Below are 16980 nucleotides of genomic sequence, written 5' to 3'. Positions count from 1 at the left end.
CTGAAATGAGTAGAGATCTTAAATTTACAAGAAATATTGGTATTGCTGCGCACATTGATGCGGGAAAAACTACCACTACAGAAAGAATTTTATTTTATACAGGTGTAAACCACAAAATTGGTGAAGTTCACGATGGTGCTTCTACAATGGACTGGATGGAGCAGGAAGCTGAAAGAGGTATTACTATTACTTCTGCTGCAACTACTTGTTCTTGGAATTTCCCAACAGACCAAGGTAAGCCATTAGCTGATACTAAACCTTACCACTTCAACATCATTGATACACCGGGACACGTTGACTTCACAGTAGAAGTAAACAGATCTTTAAGAGTATTGGATGGATTGGTATTCTTATTCTCTGCAGTAGATGGAGTAGAGCCTCAGTCTGAAACAAACTGGAGACTTGCCGACAACTACAAAGTTGCAAGAATGGGATTTGTAAACAAAATGGACAGACAAGGTGCTGACTTCCTTAACGTGGTAAACCAGGTTAAGACAATGTTAGGATCAAATGCAGTTCCAATCGTTTTACCAATCGGTGCTGAAGAAGATTTCAAAGGTGTTGTTGACTTGATTAAAAACAGAGCGATCATCTGGGATGAAGCTGGACAAGGTGCTACTTTCGAGGTAGTTCCAATTCCGGAAGATATGAAGGATGAAGTTCTTGAATACAGAGAGAAATTAGTAGAAGCTGTTTCTGAATATGACGAAACTTTGATGGAGAAATTCTTCGAAGATCCGGATTCAATTACAGAAGAAGAAATCAATGCTGCATTGAGAGCTGCTACTATCGATTTGTCTATTATCCCAATGACTTGTGGTTCTTCATTTAAGAATAAAGGAGTACAGTTTATGTTGGATGCAGTATGTAAATACCTGCCTTCTCCATTGGATAAAGATGATATTAAAGGTACTGACCCAAGAACTGACGCTGAAATTTTCAGAAAACCAGACGTAAAAGAGCCTTTCTCGGCTTTAGCATTTAAGATTGCTACCGATCCTTTCGTAGGAAGATTAGCATTCTTCAGAGCATACTCTGGAAGACTAGATGCTGGTTCTTATATCTTGAATACGCGTTCAGGAGATAAAGAAAGAATCTCAAGAATCTATCAGATGCACGCTAACAAGCAAAACCCTGTAGAATATATTGAAGCAGGAGATATTGGTGCAGCGGTAGGTTTCAAATCTATCAAAACTGGTGATACAATGTGTGACGAGAAAAACCCAATCGTTCTAGAATCGATGGTTTTCCCTGATCCGGTAATTGGTATCGCTGTTGAGCCTAAAACTAAAGCTGACCAGGATAAAATGGGTAACGCTCTAGCTAAATTGGCTGAAGAAGATCCTACTTTCACAGTGAGAACTGATGAAGCTTCTGGACAAACGATCATTTCTGGTATGGGTGAGCTTCACTTGGATATCATTGTTGACCGTATGAGAAGAGAATTCAAAGTTGAAGTTAACCAAGGACAGCCTCAGGTAGAATACAAAGAAAATCTTACAAAAGTTGCCAGCCATAGAGAAGTTTACAAAAAACAATCTGGTGGTAAAGGTAAATTTGCTGATATCGTATTTGATCTTGGACCAGCTGACGAAGGTAAAATTGGTTTAGAATTCATCAATGAGATCAAAGGTGGTAACGTTCCTAGAGAATTTGTTCCTGCAATTGAAAAAGGCTTTAAAGCTGCAATGAAAAACGGTCCTTTGGCTGGTTTCGAAGTTGAAGGTATTAAAGTTACTCTTAAAGACGGATCTTTCCACGCAGTGGATTCTGATGCACTTTCTTTCGAATTAGCTGCAAAATTAGGATTCAAAGAAGCGGGACGTGCTGCTAAGCCAGTAATTATGGAGCCTATTATGAAATTGGAGGTTGTAACTCCGGAAGAGTATATGGGTAACATCATTGGTGACCTTAACAAGAGAAGAGGTACAATCAGTGGACAAGAAGAAAAGAACGGTGCAGTTGTTATCAAAGGTTCAGTTCCATTGTCTGAAATGTTTGGATATGTAACTACTCTAAGAACACTTTCATCAGGAAGAGCTACTTCTTCTATGGAATTAGAGAAGTACCAAGCGACTCCTCAAAACGTTGCTGAAGATATCATTGCTAAAGCAAAAGGTTAATTTTTAAAGTACAAGAAATGTCACAAAGAATCAGAATAAAATTAAAATCTTATGATTACAACTTGGTAGACAAGTCTGCTGAGAAGATCGTAAAAACGGTAAAGGCTACTGGTGCTGTTGTAAACGGACCAATTCCATTACCTACGAACAAGAGAATCTTCACAGTGTTGAGATCTCCGCACGTAAACAAGAAAGCTAGAGAGCAGTTCCAATTATCAGCTCACAAGAGATTGATGGATATCTACTCTTCTTCTTCTAAAACTGTTGATGCTCTAATGAAATTAGAACTTCCTTCAGGAGTTGACGTTGAAATTAAGGTGTGATAATTAAGCCTTTTGGCTTATCATATTGATATAAATCCCTTTTCGAAAGAAGAGGGATTTTTTGTTTTTAAATTGATTATGCTACATTGAATACTATTATGTATTGCAAGGTTCTATTTAATTTGTATATTTGCTTAAAATTAACAAAATGAAAATAGTATTATTATTTTTGATAACATTTAGCTTATCATTGAGTGCTCAAACACATCGTTTTATTTATGAATATCAATTTAAGATGGATTCCACATCAGCAGAAGCAAGAAAATCAAGTATGGTTTTAGATGTAAATCCAGAAGATGTTAAATTTTATAACTATGATTTTATTGTTGCCGATTCTGCCAATAAAACGAAAGGTCAGAACAATATCATTTGGGATGATACTCCGGTTGTAATTCGAAAGAAAAATTCAAGTGTGAATTCCAATTATATCCATGTACAAAACATGTTTATTGTAGATACAGAAGACAAAGTTAATTGGAAACTTTCAAATGAGACTAAAAGTGTGGCAGGTTATCAATTACAAAAAGCAACAACAAATTTTGGCGGTAGAAACTGGACGGCTTGGTTCACAAAAGATATTGCTCTCAGCGAAGGTCCATATAAATTTAACGGTTTGCCAGGAATGATTTTTGAAATTTCTGATGATAAAAATAATTTTAAATTTTCTTTAGTCAAAAGCTATAAACTTGCTAAAACTTATGAAACTATAGGAATTATAGAAAACTTTGCCGGACAAAAACCTGTTAAAATCAACGAAGCAAAACTCAAAAAAATGATGCTTGATAATTATAATGATCCTCTTCATGAGTTTAAAGAGCATTATAAAAATAATACAGATCCTAATGCAAGATTTATGGTTATGGGAATAGAAGTGAAAAGTCCAGAGCAAATTAAAGAGTTATCGGACAGGATGCAGATAAATATTCGCAAAAATAATAATCCAATAGAACTTGATAAAGCAATTCATTATCCGATGAGATAAACTTACTGAATCCCTTTTCAATAAAAGAGGGATTTTTTATTTTAAATTGAATTAATTAAAATACAATCCCAGTTAATTCAAATAGTATTGATAAATTTGATTAAAATTTAGAAATGAAAAAACTGATTCTGCTATTATTTCCTTTACTCTTTTCGGCACAGACGCACCGTTTTATTTATCAGTTTCACTATAAATTAGATTCAACAGCAATAGAATTAGCTGCCGAAAATATGATTTTGGACATCAATCCTGATGATGTTAAATTTTACCCATATTCGTATGCCGAAACCGATTCTTTAAATATTATTCGTGGTCAGAGAAGGTCAAGATGGGATGATCATCTTCCTGCGATTATCAGAAAAAAAGATTCTTTTGAAAATACTTCTTTGATTTTGCTGAATGATCTATTTTCTTTAAAATCTACAGACAAAATGAATTGGAAACTTCTAAATGATACAAAAGTTGAAGGACAATACAAATTACAAAAAGCAACTACAACCTTCGGTGGAAGAAATTGGATTGCCTGGTTTTCTACAGATGTTAATTTGAGTGAAGGTCCATATAAATTTAGAGGACTTCCCGGATTGATTTTCGAGATTGAAGATGATAAGAAAAACTTCATTTTTAAACTCTCAAAAAGCATGAAATTCCCTAAAACCTATGAAGCTAAATTCCTTGATAGTTTTATCGGGAAAAAACCGATTCCTGTCTCTGAAAAAATCATTGCTAAAAAGCAACTAGAACTTTATAACAATCCCTTGCAGGATATTGCAGAATCATTCAAGTCTAATACCAATTCTGAAAACACATTTTATGTAATGGGTGTGCAGATAAAAAGTTTAGATCAAATAAAAGGAATGTCTGATGAGAGAAGAAAAACGATGCTCAAAGAAAATAATCCTATAGAAATTGATAAAGTAGTAAAATATCCCGTCAAATAATATTATAAAATCTGCTCAAAAAGATTTTTATAATCATTTTCATACTTTTTGCGGAGACGGTGTTTCGCTTTTTTTACCGCATCCAAAGTAACGCCCAAAAGACGCGATATTTCCGTGTTATTCATATTCAGTTTGGTAAGAATAATGATTCGCATATTAGAATCGGTTAGATCAGGATATTGATCTGTGAGCTCTTTATATTGCGACGGATACCGTTGAATAAATGCATTTCTGAAATTCTTCCAGTTTTCATCGGTCATCAAATGAGATTCCAATAGTTTTTGCAGCTCACCAGATTTTTCTTCAAGCTCAGAAAAAGATGAGTTTTTTACTTTTTCCATCTCTTTTTCGAGTACTTCGATTTGCTTATTTTTTTCAGCAAGATAAACCTGATAAGAATGAATGGTTTTGTGAGTGGTATTGAGCTTATTTTCTGATTTTATTTTATCTATTAAAAGGTTCAAAACTTTTGCCTCATACTCGCTTTTTTTACTTTTCATCTTGTGACGGTAAGTGCGAATAATAGAAATAATGATTAAAACAAGCAGAAAACAGACAACAATCGCTGCCATTTTCATGTAAGATTCTTTCTCCTGTTTTGCCTGTTCCATCTGAATTTTTAACTGCAGCTGATTTTTTTGAGATTCCCAACCAACTTTTAGAACGGTTTCTTTCCCGTCGTAATCTTTAAGAGAATCTTTTAGCTTTTCTAGTCTGCGTCTTGCCTGAAGCTCTGTTTTGTCATCACCTTTAATTTCGGCAATTTTTAAAATCATTTCATTGATACCATATTCCGCACTTCTGAAATAAGATTTAGACTGAGAATAATTTTTAGCTTTTTCAAGATACTTTTCGGCATTGTTGACGTCGCCTTTTTCAAAATAAATTTTACTCAAAACCGTCAAAGCATACATTGTATTTTGATTGTTTTTATTCTTCTCCGAAATCTCAATATCTTTTTCTACAAGTGAGATTGCTTTGTCGTAGTTTTTCTTTTTAAGTTCGATTTCAGCTAAACTCCCCAATGCTTTTGCATACCGAACTTCATCTCCACTTTTCCGAGCAATTTTTAAAGTTTGTTCGAAATAATTTTTCGCTTCTGATAATTTATTCGTTTTTGCGCTGCAATGTCCTAAAGTATTTAGAATACTTGCCAATTCGCTGCTGTTTGGCTCTGCATATTTTTTGGCTTTCTTCAGGTATTCTTCAGCTTTTGAAAATTCATCTGTTGTTGTCAGAAAATAGGCAATCTTCTTATAGGTTTCACTTATCTGAATTACATCTTCATCTTCAGTTTTGTCTAAATTTTCAATGCAAAACATGAAAAGAGGAAATGACTTTTCATATTTCCGATAAGTATAAAAATAGAAAGCGTAATGCAATGAAGCCCAAATTTCAAGGTCAATTCTTTTTTCAGCTCGGGAATCTGCAATCGCTTTTTCAAAAAGACGATTGGAGGTGAAATTGAGTTGATCTCTTTTTTCGGCGATTTTTAATGCTGAAAAAACATTGATGACGATCTCTTTAACTTTTGGGTTTTCCAAAGAGTTTTTTCGGGTGTATTCATCAATAAAATCGGTGAAATCCTTTGTTGTTTTATTTTTAAAATCAGGATATTGATGGGCAATCTCATCAATTACTTTTTTATCAGACGAAGAATGATTTGATGTAAAGAAAATCTGTGCACAAAAAAATGCATTAAAGAAAATGAGAATTAAAAATGATAAAAATTTTACCATAGATTTTCAATATTCAAATCTGTTTTTTAAATCTTTATGTTAATTTTAAAATAGACGTATTAACTAAAAGTGCTTAGAAAGATTTAAATGCAAGTTTCTGATAATTAGTTTATTTTAAAATGTCCACCTTATTGTCCACCCCAGTTTTTTTGTATTTTTATAATATACCTATATTTTTGGAGAGTCTTAAACATAATGAGACAATCTTTAAAACATTAAATGTAATAAATGATTTTTTAAAGAAAAAATTTAAGGAAACGAAATGTCTAGTAATCGATAAAAACTAATAACCATATTTTTTATTTTAAACATAGAGTTTCTGAATGATGAAAAGTTATTATGAACACTTATCTTAATGGTAAGTGTTTTTTTGTAATTTTAATTAAAAATAAATGTCGACATCAGATAAAAGTGTTTTTGAAAAATTTGCCAATTGGGCGACGAAATTTACGGGCAGTTCGTATGCTTTTATAGGAGCGGTTGCTATCGTTGTAATTTGGGCAGTTTCCGGACCGGTTTTTAATTATTCTGAAACTTGGCAATTGGTCATCAATACTGGAACAACTATTATTACTTTTCTAATGGTTTTCCTCATTCAAAAATCTCAGAATAAAGACTCAAAAGCGATTCAGATAAAATTAAATGAATTAATTGCCGCTAATGAAAAAGCAAGCAACCGAATTGTTGACATCGAAGATCTCACCGAAAAAGAACTCGACCAATTACATTGCTATTACGAAAAACTTGCTGACTTTGCTGAAGATGATACGGATATTCACACTTCACATTCTATTGATGCAGCCAAAAGAAATCAAGATTATAAGCATCATTTTTTTAAGAGGAAGCATGAGGAATGGCTTCTGAAACAGCAATCTAAAAACCAATAAAGATTAAATTTGTCACTTTTGGGTGTGTTTTTATTGATTGAAGTAGTTTGAATTGACTTTTTCACATTATTTTTGTGATTAAAGTTTTTTACGATGAAATTTTTATTTTCAATTTTGATATTTTGTTCGGTTTTATTTTCAGCACAACCCAAAATTTTGGGCGATTTTTCGATGAAACCATCTTCCTATTCTGCAAAGGTTTTTGAAAAGAGCAAGTTTAATATTTATTATCAATTTAAGTTTTTAAAAGACATCAAGTTGTCTCAAAATCCAAGAGAGGGATTGTGTGTGTTACAAATCGGTGAAAGCTATTCAAAATTCAGCGATATTAAAACACTGAAGATAGATTCTTTGTCTGAGAATTTTTCTGATCGAGATACTAACGGAGCGAAGGAAATGAATCAGCTTTTGATGCATAAACCTTTATGGGAAATTGAAAGTTTAAAATCTGTTGTCGAGAGGAAGATTATTTACCAAAGAAGATATAAAACAAAATACGAATATGAAGAACTGCAGCCGGAATTCAAATGGCAACTTCATAACGAATCAAAAAAAATTCTTGACTATCAATGTAGGAAAGCAACCGTAAAATACAGAGGAAGAGAATTTACAGCGTGGTACACATCAGAAATTCCTGTAAACAATGGCCCGTTTGTTTTTGAAGGATTACCGGGTTTGATTTTGGAACTGGAAGATTCAGAAAACAAATATCATTTTACAGCATTTGCAATTGATAAAAAGCCAATGGATATTTATTTAAGAAACGACAAAGAAATCCTAAAAATTAACCGTACAAAATTTAGAGAAGTTGAAAAAACGTATCATGACAATCCGGGAGCTTTTCACGGTAAAGCTTTAAATGCAGATGGCTCAACAATGGTTGTTAAATCTAAACCTTTGCTTTATGATCCTTTTGAAGTAGAATAAAAAAACAAAGCCTTACAAAATTTTGTAAGGCTTTGTTTTTAAATTATCTCTTCATGAAATAATCAAAATAACTACAGCTTCCCAAAAGTTCTCTCGCAGTTTCTGTATTTGAAAACTGAGATTTCAATTGTGTAAAGTAGGTTCTGTATTTTTGATTTTTCAGATCGCCCATCTGTTTTTCATAGCTGTCATTTTTCTCAGACCATTTTGGATCAGAATAATCAATATTGGCTTGATGTTTCGCTTCGTACTGGTAATATTTTCCCTGTTCTGCACTTGCCATTTGAAATAAAACTCTCGCTTTTTGTTCTCTGTCGGTCGATAAATCAAATGCTTTTTTGTAATAATTAATTGCTAAATCAAAATTATCTGGCTCTATGAAAGTAGTATTGGTGAAATCTTTATAATAATACTGAAAAGGATTTTGTCTTTCCGTTGCCCAGAAATCATATTTTCCGCCGTTGCTGTTGTCAACATCCATCACGAAAAGCTGTCTGTAATAACCGAGAATTGAAGTGTTGTACAAAACATTTCCAATAAGTTGGTTGGCTTGAACTGCTTTTGCATCTTTTCCGGTTCCTATTTTTCTAAGCTGAACCAATGCATCTGCTAATTCCAGCTTATTCATTTTGGTTTTAATAAAAGGAAATTGAGTGTAATCCTCGGCTTTCATACTTTCCGCATCAGAACCTTGGAAGCTTTCCCAATTGTTATGTCCGAAAACGAGATTCGGAATATTGTTGTAACCATCATAATTTTCACCATTGTAAACTAGTTTTTCATATTTTCCGGTTTCAGAATTATAAGTTTCATAGTTCTCTCTAGGAATTCCTGAGAATTTCAGCGCTTTCTGATAATAAGATTTAGCTTTATCAAAATCAGCCAGCCTCATCGCTCTGTCACCATAAATATCGGCAAAGAATGCATCAATATTTCCTACGTTATCAAGATTTTTAGCAATAATCTGCTGTTCGAATTGGGTTTTATTCGGTTTTCTGTAAAACTCTTCTACACTTTTTACAAGACTTGAATTAGGATTGTATTGTAAGTCAGAAAGTTTATTATTCATCAAGAAAGATTTTCCGTCTTCACCTTGAAGGAAATAACGGTTTGCCAAAACATCTTTCAGAAATTCTGCGGTTGAAGGGGCTTCACCAAAATAATCGTAATTATCATATTCAATCAGTACGCTGTCTCTTTTTTGTTTTTTCGCAACAAAATATTCAGGATAATCTTTCATTAAATGGCCTTCATAATCCGCATCGATTTTTGGTTGTGAAACGATATCATTCAATACTTTCATTCGCTTGATTTCTTCAAGATATTCAGGATTATTCGTTTTAATATCTGCTAAAATATCACTGCTATCTTCGTAATCTTTTTTAAGGAATTTTAAATACGCATCTGCAATCTGCCAATATTCATCTTTAGATTTCTCTTTCGTTTTAGCCGTGAATTTTTCAAGATCATCGATGAAATCTTTCTGATTTTGATCTTCAGACCAGTAATAAGAATTATTTTTTACAAAAGTTGGGATCCTGTCTGGGTTTTCAAACAGTTCATCATTGCTTTGTTCAGATTTAGAATCCGTTTTTTCAGATTTTTTTCCGCCAAAAAGGTTTTTAAAGAAAAGAACAATTTTCTGCCAGAAACTCAATTCCTTTTTCTTGACTTCTGTTTTTGTAGTGGTAGAATTATTGTCTTTTTTATCTAAATTTTTACTTGAATCTTTCGAAGAGTAATAGTAAGTAGGAAGATAATTTCTTTCGAGTTCATTGATGCTTCTTGCAGCCATTACTTTTAGAATTTCGGAGTCTGGATCTATGTCGTACATCTTTTCCATCATGGGAATCGGATTGGTAAAATCTTCATATCCCAACAGAAAATACGCCATATTTTTCTCCTCGCTCGTTCCCGCTCTTTTCATAATATTGTTAAAAGAAGCAGAATCTGAAAGCTTCATCGAAACAAAAGAAGATTCTTTACGGCTTTTGGAGTTCATAAAAACCTGAAAAAAATTCCAGTTGGCTTCATTTCCCAACTGAAGTCCTCTCTGAGCTCCTGCTAATTGATCGAGCGCCATATAATAAGGAGCGCCTTTCAATTTTATAGGTTGTACATATTTTTTGAAAGCTTCAACCGCAGAATCATAATTTCTTGTATAGTGATTGAATCTCACCAACTGATAACCATAACGCTGCTTGATTTCAGGATTTTTTGCTGCGTTATATAGAGAATTTAATGCTGAAATGGTTTTGTTGTAATCTAATTTCGTTGCATTTTTATCATTTTCGTTTTCTCTGTAATAAAAAGAATCTGCACCTTCCACAAAATTAATTCTCATGTAAGGCTCAAGATATTTTGCTTCAATTAAATAATCTATAGCTTCACGATATTTAGCATAAAATCCAGTTCCTAGTTTCTTTAAAAGCTGATTATTGGGATTCCCTTTTTTTAATTCGTTTAAATCATTTAAGCTGATTTTGTTTACCAAATAATTTGTCTCGGTATAACTCAATTGATTTCCAAAAAAAATTCTCCACGATTCAATATTTTCATCAGGAATCTGAGAAGGTTTATAGTTAGTATAAAATCGGTCAGAATAATTATGTAAAAATGGGAGATAAGATTTGTCTTTTATAATGCTCTGCGTGAAAAGATTAAAATAATCATGATCAGGATCAGACCATGCACAAGCTTCGGTCTTTGTGTAGAACAGCGATGCGATTGAAAGTGAAATGATATACTTTTTCATATTGTTGGTTGGTGTTTTATATATTTTTTCTAACAACCGTGTCAAGCTTTTAAGTCTAGACATGGTTATAAGTGTTTCAATTTATCTGTGAGTGAAATTACTGCCACGAATGCACGAATTTTTTGATGCATTTAAAAACTTCTATCATCAAGCAAATCAAAGATTCCGTCCTTCCACAAATTTACTATCTAATTGATAATATATAATGTTATAAGAACCGATTTTTTTATCTAAAAACTGAATGGCATTTTCAAGTTGTTCTTCAGAGATTTCTTCGATTTTTATTTTAAAACCTTTATTTAAAAAGTTTCCAAAGTAAAATCCGTCTTTTAAAAGTTCAATTTCATTCTCGGAAATTTTTTTGAAATCAGGATTATCTAAATCTTTTGTTGAAAGTGCATTAATGAGCTTGTGCTTTCCGAAATGATTGGTTACAATTCCCCACGAATAAATCGGAAGTGCGACTTCAATTTTTTTGATGGGATAATCTTCCAGTTTTGATAAATAGCTTTTCAGAACATTCAAATCTAAAATTGAATTTTTATCTGAATTTTCTAATGGTGAAGAAGTAGAGTAGCACATCAAGTAAACTTTTTCGACGGGCGGAATTCCTGTGAGACTTTTATCTTTTACCTGATGAAGTCTTAAAGTGCAGGTAATTTCTTTTTGTGAAATCTTTTTTAACTGTTTTAAAAATTCAAAATAATCGTCTTTCGTTCCGGAAGTCCAGTCGCAATCGATCTGAATTTCGTTATTGACTTTTAAACCGTAATCTTTGATTTTCTTTTGAATTAAATCGCTCACTTTTTCAGCCAAAAAACCAATTTCTTCTTTTTGAATATTAATAAAACTCCGATTCGTAATAAAAACTGTTGGAATAATTTCTTTTTCTGTTTTAAAACTTTTGTCTTTTGTAATAACGGCAACTGGTTCAAATTTTCCATTGACTTTATCAACATCGAAAAATCTTGTATATAAATATGAAGTATTAGCTTTGGCTAAAACTTCTTTTTCAGTATCATTGAGTTTGAGGTTGGTTTTCCAATAATAAAAAGAGTAAGGATGTTTTTCTTTTTTGCCACATGAAAAGATGAGCAGGAAAATAAAAAGATAAGATAAGACTTTCATTATTTGTAAAGAATGCTTTGACAGTTGCAGTTCATTTCAGCCATTTCAGAAATAGGGCAGCAATCATCAGATTTTTTTATATTCCCTTTTTCGTCAGTCAGGTAAATTTTTTCTTTATTGAATTTTACATAAAACGTTTCATTATAAGTTTTAAAATGAACTCTCATTGCTTCAGGATTATATTTTCCTGCATTGATTTCTTCTTTTGTTTCTTTTCCATCGGCTTGGTTGATTTGAAGAAATCCAAAATGTACATTTCCATTTTTCCTTATATCTAAATAATAGGCAGGAGTTCCGGAACCGCTTGCTCCCTGTTCGATATTGAAATGTCTTTTGCCTATAAAAGGTGTTTTAGCCTGTGAAAACACGACAATGCTAAAACATATTAAAAGCGTGGTGAAAATAGCTCTCATATTTCTTTTTTCTCAAAATTAAAAAATTAATTAAAAGAATTTTATTTCAAAAATGATGCAAATCTGCTAAATGATTAAAAATCAAAATATTTTGCAAGAAATATTTGTCAAATTAAATTTTATTCATACATTTGCACACTCATTTTAGGGGAGGAATATGCCCAATTCAAACTTGGTAATTATTTGAGAACCCGAAAAATGAAAGTGAATACAAGAAAATTTTATAACATATTATATAAATAATGTCAGGTATTATTGGAAAAAAAATTGGGATGACTTCTCTGTTTGACGAAAACGGCAAAAATATGCCGTGTACCGTTATCCAGGCAGGTCCTTGCTCAGTTTTACAGGTCAGAACCATTGAAAAGGACGGGTATAAATCTGTTCAGTTAGGTTTCGATGACAAGAGTGAGAAGAACGTTGGTAAAGCGTTAGCTGGTCATTTTAAAAAGGCTGGTTCAACTCCTAAAGCTAAGTTGGTAGAATTCTACAGAGAATTCGTTGACGAAGTAAAAGTAGGAGAAGAAGTAAAAGTTGATTTATTCGCTGAAGGTGAATTTGTTGATGTAACAGGAACTTCAAAAGGTAAAGGTTTCCAAGGTGTTGTTAAAAGACACGGATTTGGAGGTGTAATGCAAGCTACTCACGGTCAGCACAACAGATTAAGAGCTCCTGGTTCAATCGGTGCGGGATCGGATCCTTCGAGAGTATTCAAAGGGATGAGAATGGCAGGTAGAATGGGAGGTAAGCAGGTGACTGTACAAAACCTTCAAGTATTAAAAGTGGATCAAGAACAAAATCTTTTAGTAGTAAAAGGTGCTGTTCCGGGAGCTAAAAATTCTTATGTAATTATCAGAAAATGGAACTAGTAGTATTAAATACATCAGGAAAAGAAACCGGAAAAAAAGTAACTCTAGACGAAACAGTATTCGGAATTGAGCCAAATAAGCACGCGGTTTACTTAGAAGTAAAACAATATCTTGCTGCGCAGCGTCAAGGTACTCATAAATCAAAAGAAAGAAGCGAAATTACTGCTTCTACTAAGAAACTTAAGAAGCAAAAAGGATCTGGTTCTGCTAGATACGGTGATATTAAATCTCCTACTTTTAGAGGTGGAGGTAGAGTATTCGGTCCTAAGCCAAGAGACTACAGATTCAAATTGAACAAAGCTCTTAAGAGATTAGCTAAAAAATCTGTTCTTTCTCAGAAAATGAGAGATAACAGCATCAGAATTGTTGAAGGATTGAGCATTGCTGCTCCTAAAACTAAAGATTTCATCACTATTTTGAATGCATTGGCATTGAACGATAAGAAATCTTTATTCATTCTTCCTGAAACAAACAAGAATGTATATTTATCTTCAAGAAACTTACCTAAGACTAAAGTTATGAAATTCAACGAAATTTCTTCTTATGACTTAATTAATGCAGGTGAGATTGTTTTCTTAGAAGGTGCAGTTGAAAAATTCCAGGAAAATTTAAAGAAATAAATCATGTCACTAATTATTAAACCAGTTATTTCAGAAAAAGCTAACTATCTTACAGATTTAAGAGGTGCTTATTCTTTCTTAGTTCAACCTAAGGCGAATAAAATCCAAATTAAAAATGCAATTGAGCAAGCTTACGGTGTGAAAGTAGCAGACGTTAGAACCATGATTTATGCTCCTAAAGTTTCTTCGAAATACACTAAAAAAGGTCTTCAAGTAGGAAAGACAAACAAATTGAAAAAGGCGGTTATCACTCTTGCTGAAGGAGAAGTAATCGACATTTTTGCTGTAAATTAATTATTAATTATAAATAATAGTAATGTCTGTTAGAAAATTAAAACCTATCACCCCAGGACAGAGATTCAGAATTGTAAACAATTTTGAGGAAATTACTACCAACAAACCAGAGAAGTCTCTAACAGTTGGTATTAGTAAGTCAGGTGGACGTAACCAAACTGGTAAAATGACCATGCGTTACACCGGAGGTGGACACAAAAAGAAATACAGAATTATCGACTTCAAAAGAAACAAGCATGATGTTGAAGCAACGGTAAAAACTGTAGAGTACGATCCAAACAGAACTGCTTTCATCGCTTTAGTTGAATATGCAGACGGAGAGAAGAGATATATCATCGCTCCAAACGGGATCAAAGTTGATCAAAAAATCATTTCAGGAGAAAGTGTAGAGCCTAATGTAGGTAATGCAATGAAATTGAAAAACATTCCTTTGGGAACTGTAATTTCTTGTATCGAAATGAAGCCAGGTCAAGGTGCAATCTTAGCTAGAAGTGCTGGTTCATCAGCTCAATTAACTTCAAGAGACGGTAAATATGCAATCGTAAAATTGCCTTCAGGAGAATCTAGAATGATCCTTACTGAATGTTATGCAATGGTTGGATCTGTTTCTAACTCTGATCATCAGTTAACTGTTTCAGGTAAGGCTGGTAGAAGCAGATGGTTAGGTAGAAGACCTAGAACAAGACCAGTAGTAATGAACCCTGTAGATCACCCAATGGGAGGTGGTGAAGGACGTTCTTCTGGAGGTCACCCAAGATCTAGAAACGGTATGCCGGCTAAAGGTTACAAAACCAGAAAGAAAAACAAAGCGTCTAACCGTTACATCGTATCTAAAAGAAAATAATTATGGCAAGATCACTTAAAAAAGGACCATTCATTCATCATACTTTAGATAAGAAGGTTCAGGCAAACGTAGAAGCTGGTAAAAAAACAGTTATCAAAACTTGGTCTAGAGCATCAATGATCTCTCCGGACTTCGTAGGACAAACTATTGCTGTACACAACGGGAAATCTTTTATCCCTGTTTACGTTACAGAAAACATGGTAGGTCACAAGTTAGGCGAATTTTCTCCAACAAGATCTTTCAGAGGTCATGGTGGTAACAAAAACAAAGGTAGCAGATAATCATGGGATCAAGAAAAAGAGAAAGTGCATTAGCACGTAAATTAACAAATCAGGATGTAGCGAAAGCGTTACACAATGATTGCCCTTCTTCTCCAAGAAAAATGAGATTAGTAGCTGATATCATCAGAGGAGTAGAAGTAGATAAAGCATTAAGCATTCTAAAATATTCAAAGAAAGACGCGTCAAACAAATTGGAGAAAGTTTTACTTTCTGCAATGGCAAACTGGCAGTCTAAAAACGAAGGTGCTGATATTGAAGAAGCAAACCTTATCGTTAAAGAAATTTTTGTAGACAGTGCAAGACAATTGAAGAGACTAAGACCAGCTCCACAAGGTAGAGGGTACAGAATCAGAAAAAGATCAAACCACATTACATTAATCTTAGGTACTAAAAATTAATTCAAGGTATGGGACAGAAGACAAATCCAATTGGTAACAGATTAGGTATCATCAGAGGATGGGATTCTAACTGGTTTGGTGGTAAAAACTACGGTGATAGAATCGCTGAAGATTACAAAATCAGAAGATACCTTGAAGCAAGATTATCTAAGGGTGGGATCTCAAAAATTTATATTGAGAGAACACTTAAATTAGTAACTGTAACAATCACTACTGCTAGACCGGGATTAATCATCGGTAAAGGAGGTCAGGAAGTTGACAAGTTGAAAGAAGAATTGAAGAAACTTACAAAAAAGGATATTCAAATCAACATCTTCGAAATCAAAAGACCTGAACTTGACGCAGTATTAGTTGCAGACAGTATCGCTAAGCAAATCGAAAACAGAATCTCTTACAGAAGAGCTGTGAAGATGGCTATCGCTTCTACAATGAGAATGGGTGCTGAAGGTATCAAAGTTCAAATCTCTGGTAGATTGAACGGTGCTGAAATGGCAAGATCTGAGTCTTTCAAAGACGGAAGAATCCCATTGTCTACTTTCAGAGCAGACATCGATTATCATATCGGTGAAGCTTTAACTCAATACGGTAAACTAGGAGTTAAAGTTTGGATCATGAAAGGAGAAGTTTATGGTAAGAGAGATCTTATGCCATTAGTAGGACAACAGAAGAAAGGTGGTCCTTCAGGTGGTGGAAACAGAGAAAGAGGAGGAGATAGAGATAACAGAAGACCTTCTAGAGATAAAAAAAATAATTAATAAAATTTTAGAGGATAGTTTTTAAACGACCGTTACTTTTTTAAAATCTAAATTCTAAAATCTAAAATTTAAAATTATGTTACAACCAAAAAGAACCAAATTCCGTAGAGTTCATAAGATGAAAATGAAGGGGATTGCTCAAAGAGGTAATCAACTTGCTTATGGAACTTTCGGAATCAAAGCTAACGAAGGTGCTTGGATCACTGCAAGACAAATCGAAGCTGCTCGTATCGCTGCGACAAGATATATGAAGAGAGAAGGTCAACTATGGATCAAAATATTCCCGGATAAACCTATTACTAAAAAACCAGCCGAAGTAAGGATGGGTAAAGGTAAAGGTGCTGTAGAATATTGGGTAGCTGTAGTAAAGCCAGGTAAAATTATGTTCGAAGTCGGAGGTGTATCTTACGAAATCGCTAAAGAAGCATTAAGACTTGCTGCACAAAAATTACCAGTTACGACTAGATTTGTAGTTGCTAACGATTTTGTTAAACCTCTTTAATCTCTGAATACAATGAAACAAGCTGAAATTAAAAATCTAAGCGCGGAAGATGTTCAAGCTAAATTGACTGAAGCTAAAGCTCAATTTTCAAAAATGAAATTGGCTCACAAAATCAGCCCACTTGAAAACCCGATCCAAATCAGAGATTTGAGAAAGACAATCGCAAGATTAAACACTGAGTTAACTAACAAACAATAAT

Annotated in this window: 19 protein-coding genes; 15 read left to right on the top strand and 4 right to left on the bottom strand. The window is 33.4% G+C overall.

Annotated elements, in window-relative coordinates:
• Positions 1-5 precede the first annotated feature (5 nt).
• The 4 genes from fusA (at position 6) to OF897_RS14960 (ending at position 4369) form a co-directional block, all read left to right on the top strand.
• Positions 6-2123 (top strand): elongation factor G, encoded by a 2118-nt coding sequence (gene fusA, locus OF897_RS14975; RefSeq protein WP_267266485.1) that lies wholly within the window; start codon positions 6-8, stop codon positions 2121-2123.
• Between the two features lie 17 nt (positions 2124-2140).
• The gene (gene rpsJ, locus OF897_RS14970; RefSeq protein WP_002661363.1) at positions 2141-2446 is read left to right on the top strand and encodes a 30S ribosomal protein S10; all 306 of its coding nucleotides are present in this window, start codon (positions 2141-2143) and stop codon (positions 2444-2446) included.
• A 148-nt stretch (positions 2447-2594) separates the two neighbouring features.
• On the top strand, positions 2595-3428 hold the full coding sequence (locus tag OF897_RS14965; RefSeq protein WP_267266484.1) for a GLPGLI family protein: 834 nt from the start codon (positions 2595-2597) through the stop codon (positions 3426-3428).
• 113 nt (positions 3429-3541) lie between these two features.
• The gene (locus OF897_RS14960; protein WP_267266483.1) at positions 3542-4369 is read left to right on the top strand and encodes a GLPGLI family protein; all 828 of its coding nucleotides are present in this window, start codon (positions 3542-3544) and stop codon (positions 4367-4369) included.
• A 2-nt stretch (positions 4370-4371) separates the two neighbouring features.
• On the opposite strand, the gene OF897_RS14955 is transcribed toward OF897_RS14960, so the two are convergent.
• On the bottom strand, positions 4372-6108 hold the full coding sequence (locus OF897_RS14955; RefSeq protein WP_267266482.1) for a tetratricopeptide repeat protein: 1737 nt from the start codon (positions 6106-6108) through the stop codon (positions 4372-4374).
• Positions 6109-6500: 392 nt separating this feature from the next.
• Between OF897_RS14955 and OF897_RS14950 the strand changes: the two genes are divergently transcribed.
• Positions 6501-6995 (top strand): low affinity iron permease family protein, encoded by a 495-nt coding sequence (locus OF897_RS14950; RefSeq protein ID WP_267266481.1) that lies wholly within the window; start codon positions 6501-6503, stop codon positions 6993-6995.
• A gap of 93 nt (positions 6996-7088) precedes the next feature.
• Complete coding sequence (locus tag OF897_RS14945) at positions 7089-7922, top strand: GLPGLI family protein (RefSeq protein ID WP_267266480.1); 834 nt, start codon at positions 7089-7091, stop codon at positions 7920-7922.
• 43 nt (positions 7923-7965) lie between these two features.
• Here the strand turns inward: OF897_RS14945 and OF897_RS14940 are convergent, their stop codons facing one another.
• The 3 genes from OF897_RS14940 to OF897_RS14930 all read right to left on the bottom strand — a co-directional run bounded on the left by OF897_RS14940 (position 7966) and on the right by OF897_RS14930 (position 12218).
• On the bottom strand, positions 7966-10677 hold the full coding sequence (locus OF897_RS14940; RefSeq protein ID WP_267266479.1) for a hypothetical protein: 2712 nt from the start codon (positions 10675-10677) through the stop codon (positions 7966-7968).
• A gap of 156 nt (positions 10678-10833) precedes the next feature.
• Positions 10834-11805, bottom strand: coding sequence for a hypothetical protein (locus tag OF897_RS14935; RefSeq protein ID WP_267266478.1), 972 nt, complete (start codon positions 11803-11805; stop codon positions 10834-10836).
• Complete coding sequence (locus OF897_RS14930; protein WP_267266477.1) at positions 11805-12218, bottom strand: hypothetical protein; 414 nt, start codon at positions 12216-12218, stop codon at positions 11805-11807. The genes OF897_RS14935 and OF897_RS14930 overlap by 1 nt, the downstream gene beginning before the upstream one ends.
• Positions 12219-12460: 242 nt before the next feature.
• Here OF897_RS14930 and rplC point away from each other — a divergent pair, with 242 nt between their 5' ends.
• From rplC to rpmC, 9 genes are all read left to right on the top strand, one after another.
• A complete protein-coding gene (rplC, locus tag OF897_RS14925) occupies positions 12461-13087 on the top strand; it encodes a 50S ribosomal protein L3 (protein ID WP_267266476.1) in 627 nt (208 codons plus the stop codon).
• Positions 13078-13707, top strand: a complete 630-nt coding sequence (rplD, locus tag OF897_RS14920; protein WP_267266475.1) for a 50S ribosomal protein L4 — start codon at positions 13078-13080, stop codon at positions 13705-13707. Before rplC ends, rplD begins: the two co-directional genes overlap by 10 nt.
• 3 nt (positions 13708-13710) lie before the next feature.
• Positions 13711-14001 (top strand): 50S ribosomal protein L23, encoded by a 291-nt coding sequence (gene rplW / locus OF897_RS14915; RefSeq protein ID WP_047442263.1) that lies wholly within the window; start codon positions 13711-13713, stop codon positions 13999-14001.
• A gap of 22 nt (positions 14002-14023) precedes the next feature.
• A complete protein-coding gene (rplB, locus tag OF897_RS14910) occupies positions 14024-14845 on the top strand; it encodes a 50S ribosomal protein L2 (protein ID WP_267266474.1) in 822 nt (273 codons plus the stop codon).
• Between the two features lie 2 nt (positions 14846-14847).
• Positions 14848-15126, top strand: coding sequence for a 30S ribosomal protein S19 (gene rpsS / locus OF897_RS14905; protein WP_267266473.1), 279 nt, complete (start codon positions 14848-14850; stop codon positions 15124-15126).
• A 2-nt stretch (positions 15127-15128) separates the two neighbouring features.
• Positions 15129-15524 carry a 50S ribosomal protein L22 gene (gene rplV, locus OF897_RS14900; protein ID WP_267266472.1) on the top strand — a complete coding sequence of 132 codons (396 nt, stop codon included), beginning with the start codon at positions 15129-15131 and terminating at the stop codon, positions 15522-15524.
• An 8-nt stretch (positions 15525-15532) separates the two neighbouring features.
• The gene (rpsC, locus tag OF897_RS14895) at positions 15533-16279 is read left to right on the top strand and encodes a 30S ribosomal protein S3 (protein WP_066679842.1); all 747 of its coding nucleotides are present in this window, start codon (positions 15533-15535) and stop codon (positions 16277-16279) included.
• Between the two features lie 76 nt (positions 16280-16355).
• Positions 16356-16781 (top strand): 50S ribosomal protein L16, encoded by a 426-nt coding sequence (rplP, locus tag OF897_RS14890; RefSeq protein ID WP_267266471.1) that lies wholly within the window; start codon positions 16356-16358, stop codon positions 16779-16781.
• Between the two features lie 12 nt (positions 16782-16793).
• Complete coding sequence (gene rpmC, locus OF897_RS14885) at positions 16794-16979, top strand: 50S ribosomal protein L29 (RefSeq protein ID WP_267266470.1); 186 nt, start codon at positions 16794-16796, stop codon at positions 16977-16979.
• Position 16980 lies beyond the last annotated feature (1 nt).

Source organism: Chryseobacterium formosum (genome assembly GCF_026460885.1).
Taxonomy (GTDB): domain Bacteria; phylum Bacteroidota; class Bacteroidia; order Flavobacteriales; family Weeksellaceae; genus Chryseobacterium; species Chryseobacterium formosus.
This window is presented reverse-complemented; position numbering and strand designations above follow the sequence as displayed.